Source organism: Pseudidiomarina aestuarii, from assembly GCF_048263735.1.
GTDB classification, from domain to species: Bacteria; Pseudomonadota; Gammaproteobacteria; order Enterobacterales; family Alteromonadaceae; genus Pseudidiomarina; species Pseudidiomarina aestuarii_B.
Genome location: NZ_JBLXDX010000005.1, coordinates 55,728 through 69,937, shown reverse-complemented (window position 1 = coordinate 69,937; position 14,210 = coordinate 55,728). Strand labels below are relative to the sequence as shown.

The 14,210-nt window shown below is 49.6% G+C and carries 11 protein-coding genes; 3 read left to right on the top strand and 8 right to left on the bottom strand.

The window, feature by feature from the left end; translation table 11 throughout:
* Positions 1-4: 4 nt before the first annotated feature.
* The 6 genes from ACN0S4_RS11215 to yajC all read right to left on the bottom strand — a co-directional run bounded on the left by ACN0S4_RS11215 (position 5) and on the right by yajC (position 5,485).
* Entirely contained in the window at positions 5-610 is a 606-nt protein-coding gene (locus ACN0S4_RS11215) for a 1-acyl-sn-glycerol-3-phosphate acyltransferase (protein WP_417657761.1), read from the bottom strand.
* Entirely contained in the window at positions 607-1,461 is an 855-nt protein-coding gene (locus tag ACN0S4_RS11210) for a DUF3014 domain-containing protein (protein WP_417657760.1), read from the bottom strand. The genes ACN0S4_RS11215 and ACN0S4_RS11210 overlap by 4 nt, the downstream gene beginning before the upstream one ends.
* An 11-nt stretch (positions 1,462-1,472) precedes the next feature.
* Complete coding sequence (gene yaaA / locus ACN0S4_RS11205) at positions 1,473-2,252, bottom strand: peroxide stress protein YaaA (protein WP_417657759.1); 780 nt, start codon at positions 2,250-2,252, stop codon at positions 1,473-1,475.
* A gap of 73 nt (positions 2,253-2,325) precedes the next feature.
* Complete coding sequence (gene secF, locus ACN0S4_RS11200; protein ID WP_417657821.1) at positions 2,326-3,234, bottom strand: protein translocase subunit SecF; 909 nt, start codon at positions 3,232-3,234, stop codon at positions 2,326-2,328.
* Between the two features lie 48 nt (positions 3,235-3,282).
* Complete coding sequence (gene secD / locus ACN0S4_RS11195; protein ID WP_417657758.1) at positions 3,283-5,130, bottom strand: protein translocase subunit SecD; 1,848 nt, start codon at positions 5,128-5,130, stop codon at positions 3,283-3,285.
* A 19-nt stretch (positions 5,131-5,149) separates the two neighbouring features.
* Positions 5,150-5,485 carry a preprotein translocase subunit YajC gene (gene yajC, locus ACN0S4_RS11190; protein ID WP_169931421.1) on the bottom strand — a complete coding sequence of 112 codons (336 nt, stop codon included), beginning with the start codon at positions 5,483-5,485 and terminating at the stop codon, positions 5,150-5,152.
* 163 nt (positions 5,486-5,648) lie between these two features.
* On the opposite strand from yajC, the gene ACN0S4_RS11185 reads away from it, so the two are divergent.
* Positions 5,649-6,266: a trimeric intracellular cation channel family protein gene (locus ACN0S4_RS11185; protein ID WP_417657820.1), complete on the top strand. Its 618-nt coding sequence runs from the start codon at positions 5,649-5,651 to the stop codon at positions 6,264-6,266.
* Positions 6,266-9,643 (top strand): PAS-domain containing protein, encoded by a 3,378-nt coding sequence (locus ACN0S4_RS11180; protein ID WP_417657757.1) that lies wholly within the window; start codon positions 6,266-6,268, stop codon positions 9,641-9,643. Before ACN0S4_RS11185 ends, ACN0S4_RS11180 begins: the two co-directional genes overlap by 1 nt.
* On the opposite strand, the gene ACN0S4_RS11175 is transcribed toward ACN0S4_RS11180, so the two are convergent.
* Together ACN0S4_RS11175 and ACN0S4_RS11170 are read right to left on the bottom strand one after the other, a co-directional pair.
* Positions 9,632-10,336, bottom strand: a complete 705-nt coding sequence (locus tag ACN0S4_RS11175) for a response regulator (protein WP_417657756.1) — start codon at positions 10,334-10,336, stop codon at positions 9,632-9,634. The two genes, ACN0S4_RS11180 and ACN0S4_RS11175, sit on opposite strands and share 12 nt — an antisense overlap.
* A 68-nt stretch (positions 10,337-10,404) precedes the next feature.
* Positions 10,405-12,675 carry a TonB-dependent receptor gene (locus ACN0S4_RS11170; RefSeq protein ID WP_417657755.1) on the bottom strand — a complete coding sequence of 757 codons (2,271 nt, stop codon included), beginning with the start codon at positions 12,673-12,675 and terminating at the stop codon, positions 10,405-10,407.
* 230 nt (positions 12,676-12,905) lie between these two features.
* On the opposite strand from ACN0S4_RS11170, the gene ACN0S4_RS11165 reads away from it, so the two are divergent.
* Complete coding sequence (locus tag ACN0S4_RS11165; protein WP_417657754.1) at positions 12,906-14,201, top strand: GntP family permease; 1,296 nt, start codon at positions 12,906-12,908, stop codon at positions 14,199-14,201.
* The last annotated feature ends 9 nt before the right edge of the window (positions 14,202-14,210 follow it).

The window sequence follows — 14,210 nt, the reverse complement described above, 5'->3', positions numbered from 1 at the left end:
TGCTTCAGGCATGTTGTGGATTTTTGCCTTGTGCGTGAGCGACAGCTGCTTTCACGCGTTCTAATTCAGTATCAATATCACCGGTGATAAGAAGAGCCGGTGTGATCTCCAAAACCTTGCGGCTGAAGTCCAATGCAATAGGGATAACGGGTACGCCAGTAGTTTTGGCAATATGCAAAAAGCCCTTTTTCCATTCCGTGACTTTCTTGCGAGTGCCTTCTGGCGAGAGCGCTAGCACCAGTTCTGAACGTAGTTTGAATTGCTCCACCATTTCACCGACCACCCCTTGGGCTGAGCGGCGATCCACTGGAATTCCTCCTAACCAACGCAACAAACCATTGACTGGAAATCTGAAAATAGTGTGTTTGCCGAGATAAGAAAGTTTTAAACCCAGAGCCAACATCACAAACACGCCAATAAAAAAGTCCCAGTTACTGGTGTGCGGGGCAACAGGAATGATGGCTTGACGGGTGCGCGGCAATTCGCCTTCAATACGCCAGCCACCTAAGACGCGCAATCCAACACGCCCTATCCAGCGACTAAAAGCATTTCCGCGCGTCGGAAAATCTCCCTGCAAGTGTGCAGGGATCATCGTGTGCTGTGCTGTCATTGTGCTGCCAGAAGCTCCGCTTTCAGACTTTCCAACTTCAGCTTCACGCGCCGAATGTTATCAGGACCCATGCGCAACATTTGCTTTTGCGCGTCTGGCAAGCTTTCCAATTCAGGGTCTGCATAACGATACATGACCTTATCGTCATTAAGTTCAATGACCGTGCCTACTGACGGTGTCGCCAGCAGCATATCAATGGCTTCCACTAAAACTGTTTCTGGTTCCGCATCAGGGTAGCCAATTTCGCCTAATGCTTGTTTTACCAGCGGCTCGTAGCGATCCAGTCCTTGTACTAAAACTGCACTATCAAGGCTCACAAACCAATCGACAACCGTGTTGTAACGATCAAAGCTGCGCGGATCGACATAGATTTTGCCGTTCTGCTCAAGTACGCGGAAGCGGCTCTGTGGTCCTTCAATAATAGCTTTATCACGAATCACCACACCGTTACGCAGATTATCAACAAACACGGTGGCATCCCGCACAAGTTGCTCACTACGTAAAGGCTCAACGGACTGCTCAGCGGTTTCCAAATACCCTAGAACCTCGGTAGTACTTTCGCCAAGCGCGGGTAATTCCACCTCTGGTTCAGGTTCAACCAGTGGCTCCGACTCAAGCTCAACCGTTGGCATTGGTTCTGGCTCATCAATTACCTCTGGTTCTGGCTCAGGTTCTGTCTCTTCGGTTTCCACAGCAACAGGAATATCAACAGGCTTCGGAGTCGGTTCTGATTGTTGTGACCAGAGCCAACCCACAACAGCAACAGCGATTGCTAGAACAACGATCACGGTCAAGATGAGTTTGCCGCGACCACTTTCTTCTTCGATTCGATCGTGTTGATGTTCCGCCATGCGCTTACTCCTTATTGATCAGCCTCAGAACGCAGGAATACCAATTCTGTTGCTGTAGATTCTGCCGAGCTAAATCGATAACCAGCAGCATTAAACTTCTGCAAATCGGCAATCGATTTTGGCTTATTGTTCATCATAAATCGCGCCATCATGCCACGTGCTTTCTTCGCCCAGAAGCTGATGACCTTGTACTCGCCGTTTTTCTCATCTTTGAACACAGGGGTGATGATGTCGGCGTTCAGTTTCTTGTTTTGTACACTACTAAAATATTCATTAGACGCAAGATTAACTAGTATAGTTGATCCGCATTGCTCAAGATCCTTATTTAGCATCTCGGTAATACTGTCGCCCCAAAACTCGTATAGGTTTTTGCCTCGCGAGGTCTCGAGCTTAGTGCCCATCTCTAATCGATACGGTTGCATTAAATCTAAAGGTCTTAGTACACCATATAGACCTGACAAGATGCGTAAATGTTCCTGAGCATATGCAATTGCTTCGGCATCAAGCTTTTCTGCTGACAAACCAGCGTATACATCACCATCAAATGCATAGATGGCCTGCCGTGCATTATCAAGGTCAAATGGCGTCTGCCACTCTGCAAATCGGGCAGCATTTAAACCGGCCAATTTGTCACTAATCGACATTAAGCTGCCGAGCTGTTGCGGCGATAATTCGCGCGCGACATCTACTAACGCAGTTGCATCATCAAGTAATCGCGGCTGCGTGAACTCTTTGGTGGGAAGTTCACTCTCATAGTCCAAATTCTTGGCTGGAGAAATAACTGCTAACATCCAATTCTCTCCTTATCGTGAAAATAAATATGGCCTTCAATGAAGGCCATACTGGATAAACTGTTTGCTTCGCCTATGGCATCGGTTCGAGGTCTTCGCCCTCTTTTTCCACTTCTGGTGGCATCAGATCTTCTCGACTAATACCCAACGCGTGCGCTAAACCGCTCGCAATGAAGATGGACGAGTAAGTACCGATAAAGATACCGAACAGCAACGCTGTTGCGAAACCGTGAATCAATTGGCCACCTAAGAAGAATAGCGCGAGTAATACCAGCACCGTGGTCAACGAGGTAATAACCGTTCGACTTAGGGTGTCGGTAATAGCTCCGTCGATAATCTCTTCTGGAGTGCCTTTACGATACTTACGGAAGTTTTCGCGAATTCGGTCACACACGACGACCGTATCGTTAATGGAATAACCGATTACTGCGAGCAAAGCTGCCAATACAGTTAAATCAAATTCCAATCCTAAGACTGAAAATAGACCCAATGTCAGAATAACGTCATGAGCCAAAGCCCCAACTGCACCCAGCGCCAAGCGCCATTCGAACCGAACCGCTATGTACAGCAAGATACAAATTAATGCGGTCAGCATGGCCAAGCCACCCTGCTCAGTTAATTCGTCGCCCACTTGTGGACCAACGAATTCGATCCGACGCATTTCAATGGTGCCATCACTCGACTCTTGTAGTGCCCGCAAAACTTGATCGCCTAGCTCCTGCGCTTTCACACCTTCGCGAGGTTCTATCCGAATTAACACATCTTCTTGGGTTCCGAAGTTTTGGACGACAGCATCGCCAAAACCACGTTCCGTTAATACTACTCGAACTGCAGACAAATCCGCTGGACGATCGTAACCGACTTCAATAACGGTACCGCCGGTAAAATCGAGACCCCAATTCAACTGGTTGATACTCAAGGAAGCAATCGAACCAATGAGTAAAATGGCACTAAAAATCCACGACACGAAGCGGTACTTCATGAATGGCAGAGCATTTTCCGTTTTGACTAATTCACGCATCTGCTTCTCCTACACCGACAACTTATCGATTCGTTTGCCACCCCAAATTGCATTCACGACTGCTCGTGTACCTACAATTGAAGTGAACATTGAGGTCAAAATACCAATTGCCAACGTAACCGCGAACCCTTTCACCGGTCCGGTCCCGACAGCGAACAATATGATCGCTGCAATCAGAGTCGTAATGTTGGCATCTGCAATGGTAGACAATGCACTGTCATAACCGTGATGAATAGCTTGTTGCGGACTGCGCTTCGCCTTAATTTCTTCGCGTATTCGCTCGAAAATAAGGACATTGGCATCCACCGCCATACCGACCGTCAAAACAATACCTGCCATACCCGGCAACGTGAGCGTCGCACCAGGTATCATCGACATCACACCGATAATCAGTACCACGTTGGCACACAGCGCCATATTCGCGACAAGACCAAACTTGCGGTAGTAAATGACCATGAAGATGATCACCATGATGAAGCCCGCCACGATAGCTTGAATACCCATCTGGACGTTCTCGGCGCCAAGGCTCGGGCCTATGGTGCGCTCTTCAACAATTTGAATCGGTGCAATCAAAGCTCCTGCTCGGAGCAACAACGATAAGTTCTGAGCTTCTTGCTGAGAACCAATACCGGTGATGCGGAAAGCACTACCAAGCCGCGCCTGAATGGTTGCAACGTTGATGACTTCTTCTTGGCGCTCAAAGATGATTTTACCTTCTTCATCACGCTCACCTGTGGCTTTAAACTCGATAAACAAAGTTGCCATCGGACGACCGATATTATCTCGAGTGGCCAGTGACATTTTGTCACCACCTGCACCATCGAGCGTAATATTGACTTGCGGGCGTTGGTTCTCATCAAAGCTAGATGAGGCGTTGACGATATGATCACCGGTCAGAATCACGTCTTGCTTCAACAAGACGTTGCCGCCATTGCGATTCGGGTAAAGTTCACTACCGAATGGAACACGTCCTGCTTCGGCATCAAACACACTGTTTTCTGTGTCTTGAAAACGAAATTCAAGTGTAGCTGTAGCGCCAAGAATTTCTTTGGCGCGCGCCGTATCTTGGACGCCTGGAAGTTGTACCACGATGCGGTCAGAACCTTGGCGCTGGACGACAGGTTCGGCAACACCAAGCTCATTCACACGGTTGCGCAGAATGGTGACGTTTTGCGAAATCGCATAATCTTGCGTTTCACGAATTTTATCGTCCGTCATGCGCAAGCGTATGGTCTGCGTCGCTTCATCATCGATCAAGGTATAACCTTGATACTGATTGTTCAAAAATGACTCCGCCGCCGCATAATCTTCCGCCGAACGCAGTTCAATAACAACGTCGTTGCCATCGCGATTGACACCACTGTAACGAATTCGCTCTTCACGTAAATCTGTGCGAACCGTATCCCGCATCTGGTCGAGAATTTTGCGCATCGCCTCGCCCATGTCGACTTCCATGAGAAAGTGCACACCACCACGCAAATCCAAGCCTAACTTCATCGGCGATGCACCTAGGCTCTCGAGCCAATCTGGCGTCGCAGCAGCAAGGTTTAAAGCAACGAAGTAATCAGTACCTAACTCGCGCAAAATAACATCGCGAGCTTTCAACTGATCACTGTCACTGAAAAGGCGCACGAGCACTTGCTCTTCTTCAAGCGTAATCCCTTTCATCTCGATGTCGGCTGTTTGCAGCGCTGACTCCACTCGACCCAGAGTTTCCGTATTCACGGTTACTGTGCGTCCAGCAGATACTTGCACTGCGTAGTCTTCACCATACAAGTTCGGTAGCGCATACAGCGCCGCAAACGCGATGATGAAAACCACCATTAGGTTTTTCCAGAGCGGAAACTTATTCAACACAACAGATCCTTAGCTCTAATTACAGAGACTTCATGGTTCCTTTCGGCAGTACCGCAGTGACTGCTGATTTTTGCACGGTCACTTCAACGCCTTCAGATAATGCGATGACCATAAAATCTTTGTCTTCGCTGAGTTTCGTGATGCGGCCAACCATGCCACCATTCATTAGTACTTCGTCACCTTTGCTGACGCTGGCAATCAATTCTTTATGTTGCTTGACGCGTTTTGCTTGCGGACGATAAATCATGAAATAGAAAATCAAACCAAACATGACCAACATGAAAATAAGTTCCATGCCGCCACCTTGCTGTGCACCCGCGTCTTGCGCGTAGGCTGTACCGATTAGAAAATCCATGAAAGTCCCCTTTTTATAAAAATAGTTTGGATAGAGATGGGGCTCACTTTAAAGTAAACAAGCCCTATCGACCAGTTTTTGCGAATAGTCGGGCATTCTAACGAAAAACTGGTTAAATAGGGAGTGTTTACACAACGAAGCTAACCTGGATTCACACATGGACATGGAACTTCTGCTCTACATTGTTGATCACCTTGGCGTCGCGGTTTTTGCCGTGGCCGGCACGTTGTTGGCATTTCGCAAAAATTTGGATGGCTTTGGTGTAATTGTCCTCGCTGCCGTAACCGGGATTGGCGGCGGTACCCTGCGCGATCTGATACTCGATTTACCAGTATTTTGGGTGCATGACCCAAACTACCTTTACACCATTGCCATCGCGGCTTTACTCACTATTTTATGGCTCCGACTCCGCGACTATATTCATCAGACTACTCTGTTATTTGCCGATGCAGTTGGGGTCGCCTTCTTCACAGTGATGGGTGCACAGAAAGCCATGATGGCAGGGTTTTCGCCAGTGATTTGCGTGATTATGGGCACCATGAGTGCGTGTTTCGGAGGTATGCTGCGCGATGTGTTGGTCCGCGACATTCCGATGGTGTTGAAAGGAGAGCTATACGCAACCACTTGTTTAGTGGGCGGCTCAGTCTACGTTCTGATGGTGGAGTTTACCCCTGCGCTAGCTCTTTTGGTTGGAGGGCTCACAACACTAATCATGCGCCTAGGTGCCATCCGCTGGCAGTGGACACTGACGGTATTTCATGAACACGGTGGGCCGCGCTAATGCTCTCTATTTGGCTCACGGTTCTGGTTGCGGTTGGCTATATTGCTATTCTTTATACCATTGCCTACCGCGGTGACCGACGCCCGGCCAATCAAGTCAAACCCTATCGTTATGCGCTTGCGCAAGGCATTCATTGCACCACCTGGGCCTTCTACGGCACTATTACGCAGTCGGCTTATTACGGTTGGGCCATGGCGCCAACCTATGTTGGTGCCATCATTGTTTTTATCTTCCTGCATTCGCTGCAAATGCGGCTATTGCACGCCTGTAAGCAACAAAACCTGACTTCCATTGCTGACATGATCGGCAGTCGCTACGGCAAGAATGCGACACTATCTGTCGTGGTCGCGTTGATAGCGCTTGTGGGTATTGTTCCCTACATTGCACTGCAGCTGCGAGCAGTGACCGGCAGTTTTGCCATGGTGACTGGGTTTGGTTCTCAGCCACTGCCGTGGTTCGGTGACGTTGCGGCGTTGGTTGCGTTGGCCATGATGGGCTTTGCGATTTTGTTCGGAACTCGGCGGTTGAGTCTCGCTGAGCAGCACAATGGTTTAATGGACGCTGTTGCCTTTGAATCAGTCGTTAAGCTTGGCGCGTTTATGGCGGTGGGTATCTTCGTGACCTACGGGTTGTTCGATGGCATTGGCGACTTGTTTGTACAAGCCGCTCAAGAACCCCGCGTTGCGGAAGTTATGGCTGGGTTGCCGAGTGGCGGCTTTGTGTATGTGACGCATATTCTCCTCGGCGCAATCTCAATGTTCGTGTTGCCGCGACAATTCCACGTATCATATATAGAGAATAACGATCCCGAAGAGTTACGGACGGCGCGTTGGGCTTTTCCGCTGTATTTATTTGCGATTAACTTCTTTATCCTCCCGATTGCCCTAGCGGGCTTGATTCTGGTGCCTGAGGCAGCCCGTAGCGATACATTTATGCTGAGCCTGCTGTTGCATGCTGAACAGCCACTGATGACGCTGGTGGCGTTTATCGGTGGCCTTGCGTCCGCAACGAGTATGGTAATTATTGCGACTCTGGCACTGAGTATCATGATGTCGAATGACGTGATCATGCCACTGTGGTTGCGCCTTACCGATCAACGGCTGCGAAAATTCACCTTTAGTCCGGCACGGATTCTCGGTATTCGTCGCTCTACAATCATTGTGATTATTGGGCTGTCATTCGGCTTTCATAAGCTGACCGAAGCCAATATGCCGTTGGTGAATGCAGGCTTACTGTCACTTGCACTACTGGCTCAGTTGGCGCCAGCTATGTTGGGCGGCTTAATCTGGTCGCGTGCCAACAAAGCCGGCGCTGCAGCAGGCATTATCATTGGCACGACTTTGTGGGTGATTTATCTCCTCACGCCCGCCATTCATAGCCAACGAGAGCTTACTGACGTGGCTATGAGTCAGGGTATTTTGCTGAGCTTGGGCTGCAATATTGCCCTCTTCATTTTGGGCTCGTTACTGTTTCGCAGTGACTCGGTGGAAAAGCGGCAAACGAAATTGTTTGTCGACCCTACCGGCGGGCATCCAGAGTTGTACCAGCATCACCCCATTAACTGGGGCCGGCTGCGCCAAGTACTGGCTCGGTTTTTTGATACGGTGGAACTGGACCGCTTAGCGGAACGATTACAAATTGATCTCAATAGCGCGCCACCCGATGATTTTGTGCCCGCTCCCATACTCGCACGAGTGGAACGCGAACTGGCAGCAGTGATTGGTAGTGCGGCCAGTCGAATTTTACTCGATGCAATTACCCAGCAACCGGGCGTACCTATTTCGCAAGTGGTGACTTGGGCGACGCAAGCATCGCAGCTCTACAAATTCAATCGCGAACTCTTACAAGCATCGGTCGAGAATATTCCACAGGGCATCAGCGTGGTCGACCAAGAGCTTCGTTTAGTGGCATGGAACCGCCGCTACTTGGAAGTATTCCATTACCCACCAGGTTTTGTGCAAGCGGGAATGCCAGTTGCTGAATTGCTGCGCTATAACGCTAAACGAGGTTTGCTAGGCGATGGGGTGCACGCTGATATTGACGCCGAAATTGAGAAACGCTTGCAGTACTTGAGGGCGGGTAGCGCCTATCGCTACCAACGTCAGCAAGGCGAACATGTGATTGAGCTACAAGGCGCGCCCATGCCAGATGGCGGCTTCGTGACTACCTACACCGACATTACTGAGTTGGTGCAAGCACAGCGTGAACTTGAACGTATCAACGCAGAACTTGAGCAGCGAGTTCTGGAACGAACCCAAGAGCTTCTGAATGCTAAACAAGCAGAGGAACGTGCGCATCAAAGTAAGTCACGCTTTTTTGCCGCAGTCAGTCACGATTTGATGCAGCCTTTCAATGCCGCCACATTGTTCTGTGACATGCTGCAGCAGCGCCTACAAGGCGAGACCGGAGCACTGGCTCGACAGCTACAACAGTCGCTCCAAAATGCCGAAGAACTGCTAACAATGTTACTTGAAATGACGCGCCTCGAAGCGGGTAACCTACCAGTCAATAAACAAGTGACCGCGCTCAACGATATCCTGATGCCGTTGGTGGAGACTCAACAAGTTATCGCCGCTGATAAGCACATTAAAATTCGCCACCTCAGCTCGAGTGCGTGGGTCGATACCGACCGTAAGTTGCTATCCCGAATTGTTCAAAACCTGCTATCGAATGCCATTCGGTACACGGATGCTGGCCGTATTGTGATCGGCACAAGGCGGCGCGGTAACGCTGTTGATCTCCACATTATTGATACCGGTCGCGGCATTCCTGCGGATCAGCGCGAGAACATTTTCCGTGAGTTTCATCAACTGGATCAAAAAGGTGATAACCCGGGCATCGGCTTAGGTCTAGCCATAGTTGAACGTATGTGCCGTTTGCTCGATATCCCACTGGAATTTCAGTCTGAAGTGAATCGCGGCACGAGTTTCGTACTGCGCTTACCCGTTGCACGTTGGCAGAAACAGAAGCGGCGCGCACCAGCGTTGAGTCGCGCAACGAACGATAATTTCTTACACGGAAAAACCCTTTGGGTGGTCGACAATGATTCTCGCGTTCTCGTTGCTATGGAGCAGTTGCTAACAAGCTGGGGAGCTACTGTGCTGACGGCAGGTGGTGCTGTCGATCTGCCGAGTGAACCAAGCACGCTGCCTGATGGTTTGATTTTGGATTATCACCTCGACCATGGCGAAACCGGCATCCAAGCGTTGCAGGCTATTCGCACGCAGCTTAACAACCCGGCATTACCTGCCATCATCAACTCGGCGGATCCAGACGAGCAGGTACGCGAGCAAGCCATTGCCGAGCGCGCAGCCTTTATTCCAAAGCCAATTAAAACGGTGGCACTGAAACGATTACTGAAACAATTATTGAAGTGATTGATTGTCGGTGTTGCTGTCGGTGGCGTTTAACATTTGCTTGAAGACCACGCCCGCCTGCGTGCGGTTGATGACATTTAACTTACGCAGAATGGCGGAGACATGTTGTTTAATCGTTGTCTCTTGCACGTTCAGTTCATAAGCAATTTGCTTATTCAAAAGACCATCGGCTAGACATTCCAGCACACGAAATTGTTGCGGCGTTAACTGCTCTAAACGGCGCGCAAATTCAACCGAAGGATCGTTTTCTGCTAGAGCTAATTCACCGACCAAATGCTCTGGTAACCAAGTATCACCTGCTAAGACGGTTTCAACAGCATGTTGCAGCTCATTGAGTGGCATTGATTTGGGGATGTAAGCGCTCGCGCCGTAAGCCATGGCTTGGCGTATGACTTGTGGATGTTCATTGGCAGATACGATTACCACCAATATATCTGGATAGCGGCTGCGTAACGACGTCAGTCCCGTTAAACCTCGATTCCCCGGCATAGATAAATCCAGCAAGATGAGTTCGATTTGGGGCTCGGCTTGTAACATGGACAATAATTGATGGAAGGTTGCCGCTTCTTTGATGTCCGTTGCCAATGTTTCCGTCAACGCTTGACGGAGGGCAGCTCGGAATAACGGATGATCGTCGGCAATAATTGCACGGGCCATGTTATTGGTTTGATCGTTGGAAAAAGGATACCCCATGCTAGCGTGTCCGAATGTAAAAGTCAGTCATTGCCGGAGCAAAATGCTCCGGCAACAACTGTGCGGGGTTAGAAACGATACCCCACAGTCAGGGAGACAGTACGCGGGTCGCCATAGTAACCAACGATAGTATCTTCACCACCCAAACCTGGGCCAGTGCGATTACCGTTCGCGTCACGTGGCGCTGCGAAGTTATAACCAGCTAAGCGGTATACTTTGTTGCCGATGTTTTTCACATGCAGGCCAGCAGACCAGTTGCCGTCATTGGAGTACCACATCAAACTGGTGTTGAAGAGGCTATAGCCGCCCATGTCCAACATTGATGGTACTTCAAAGATTTGTGTTTCACTGCGATACGCCATGTTGCCTGACCAAACCCACTGACCATATTCATTTTCAAGGCTTTGGTTGAAACCTAAGTTCGCAACCAATTCAGGCGTGTTGGCAAATGACCACAAATCAGACACATCCGTTGTTTCTTGCGCGACTGGGTCGAAGAAGCGAACCGAGTCAAACGCTGCATTCACGTTACCCATCATGGCGGTGACGTTCAGGCTATCAGTTACAGCGGCAACTGCTTCAATTTCGAAACCATAGACCGTTGCTTCAGCTGCGTTTAACACCTGTGAAGCAACACCCGCTGGTACTGCGCGTTGCACAGTGACCTGCATGTCTGAGTAGTTCGACAAGAACCACGCAGCATTTAAGCGAATGCGGTCGTCCCAGAATTCAGTTTTGATACCGGCTTCATAGGTATCCACAATTTCTGGATCGTAAGGGTTTACAGCATCAGGGTTGAGCGATGCGTCTGCACGCATGTCAATACCACCTGACTTAAAGCCATTACTGTAGCTACCGTAGACCATAGTGTCATCGGTAATACGATAACGCATGCTCGCGTGTGGCGAGAAATGAGTCCACTTCTCTTCAGCACTGAAGTCAGAGTTCGTAGATAACAGAGTCGCAGCCCCTGAGCGATCTAGGAACTTCACACCAAGGAATGTCTGTCTTAAAACGTTCGCTGATTTCTCGTCTTCGGTGTATCGGCCACCGACCGTAAAGGAGAAGTTATCGGTCATATCATAGTTAATTTGACCGTACAGAGCGGTGCTCTTGGTATCAACACAACCACCGTTATCAATGGTTAAGCCGACGCCCAATAACTGCGGTAACACAGTTCCGAAAATACCACACGCTTCACCGTCGTAGTAATACACGCCACCTACAAATGTGGTGCGGTCTTTCGCGTAACTTAGCTGGAACTCTTGAGTCGTTTGCTCATCTTCGTAGTCTGCAGGAACCAGCAACGCGCCAGCACCGGTAGAATCGAAATCGATGTTGGTCATGGTGTAACCTTCGCGAGCGGCCGTTACCGATTTAAATGCCCAGTTCTCGTTGATGTCCCAATCGATAGTCAGTGAATAACCTTCGGTTTCCACGAGGTTTTCAACTGGCATTGCGGTATTGGAGTCATACACGCTTTGATATGGTTCTTGTCCAGTTAACTGTGACGAGGTCAGACGATAGCCACCCTTTGAGTTCGAATCGTCTTTGGTTTTGTCATACATGAACTTGGCGCTGACGTCGTCAGAAACCAGCCACTTCGCGCTCACACGACCAGTCATCAATTCTTTGTTGTAGTTCTCATCGCCCGTATTCACGAACTCACCGAAACCATCACGGTTCAATGTCGCTAAGGCACCACCTACAAAGAAATTGTCAGATAAAGCAGTCTGACCCGATAGTTTCAGGTCTTTCTGACCGTAAGTACCGACTGTACCCTCCACGCTGAATTCGTCGTAACCTGTTAATTCTTTGGTGACATACTTCAGCGCACCACCAATGGTGTTCTTTCCGTACAGCGTGCCTTGCGGGCCACGTAATACTTCGATGCGCTCTAAATCTAACACTTCGAGTACCGCGCCCTGCGGCCGTGCAACATAAACATCATCAATGTAGATACCAACGCCTGGCTCAAAACCCCACAGTGGATCCTGCTGACCCACACCACGAATATAGGCGGTTAGCGTAGAGTTTGTACCACGGCTCACTTGTAACGTGGTGTTCGGAATACGTTGTTGCAGTTCGGTAATGTCTTCCGCGCCAATTTCAGCAAGGTCACCTGCACTGAACGAAGAAACAGAAACTGGAACTTCTTGAATACTTTCCGTACGGCGACGCGCAGTGACTTCAATGCGCTCTAAACCTTTATAGTCGTCATTCGCTTGCGCGTTATCAGCATTGGCTTCTTGCGCAACGGCTGGCATCGCAACCACCGAAGCAATAGCCATTGCTACGAGCGAATGCCGAAATGTTTGTGTGTGCTTGGGCTGACTCATGGTCTCGTTCTCCCGAATTCGAGTTGTTGTCTTCATATGGGTTGTTATGTTGTTCTGTATGCCGTTTGGCACATCCTAATGGTCATGGCATGCTTACCCTAGCGCAAAGTATTCACGTTGTATTCTGTACGTTAGTACTATGTAAAATTGTGCGGTCCTCGCGCATAGTGAGCAACGTCGTACGGGTCGTGGCATACCTGATACACATAAAAATGATAACGAGGTAGTGCATGTTAAGCATGATTGGCTTGGTTGGCGGGCTTGCCCTGCTCATCGTCCTGACCCTGCGCGGTATGAATTTATTCATCAGCGCTCCATTGTGCGCGGTCATTGTAGCTTTGTGCAGCAACGTCCCGCTATTCACCGGCGATGTAAATTTTGTAAGCGCATATATGGATGGCTTCGCAAGTTTCGTCGCAGCATGGTTCTTTATGTTCTTACTCGGCTCTCTATTCGGTAAGTTCATGGAAGACACTGGCGCTGCCGACTCGGTCGCACGCTGGATTATTGGTAAACTCGGGCGGCAGCAAGCAGTTTTAGCCGTGGTGTTAGCCTGCGCCATCTTAACCTACGGTGGTGTCAGCGTATTTGTGGTGGCCTTCTCAGTCTATCCAATGGCCCTATCATTATTTAAAGACGCCGATTTACCACGCCGTTTTATACCTGCCGCACTAGCCTTTGGCTCGGTCACTTTCACCATGACCTCAGCCGGCTCACCCGAAATTCAAAACTGGATCCCGATTCAATACTTAGGCACCTCGCCATATGCCGCGTGGGAAGTCAGTTTAGTCGTCGCTGTGTTTATGGCGATATTTGGCTACTGGTGGTTACGAAAACTGATCAACAAAGCAGTCGCCAACGGCGAACGTTTTGAAGTTCGTGAAGGTGACCCAGTGCTCGCTGAACGTGAATTACCCAGTCCCTTTAGTGGCCTCGTACCACTGATTGTGGTGCTGACCCTGAGCTTTCTTTTCCATGATGAGCTCAAGCAAAACGCTCTGATTATTGCACTCACCGGTGGTGTGCTCGCGATTGCAATCATCAACTATCGCTACTTTATTAACGTGTCTTCCGCAATTGCGGAGGCTTCTACCGGCGCACTCATTGCTATTGGTAACACTGCCGCGGTAGTCGGTTTTGGCAGTATCGCCAAAATTACCCCAGCGTTTAGCGAAGCCGTTGCCTTTATGACCAGTTTGCCTGGCAACGAGTTGGTGGGCGCGGCCGTTGCGGTGAGTGTGATTGCTGGTTTAACCGGCTCTGCCTCAGGTGGCCAAGCCATTGCGCTGCCAGTGCTGGGGCCGCATTACATTGATGCGGGCGTAAATCCAGACCAATTGCATCGTATTGTGGCCATTTCATCGGGTGCTCTCGACTCGTTACCGCACAATGGTTACGTAGTGACGACCATTCGCGCAATCTGTCGTGAAACCCATCAGGCTGCTTATTGGCCTGTCGCAGCAGTCACTGTTGTCGTGCCCTTTGTTGGGTTAGCGATGGCAATCGGCTTATTCATTTGGTGGTAGGGTAATCCG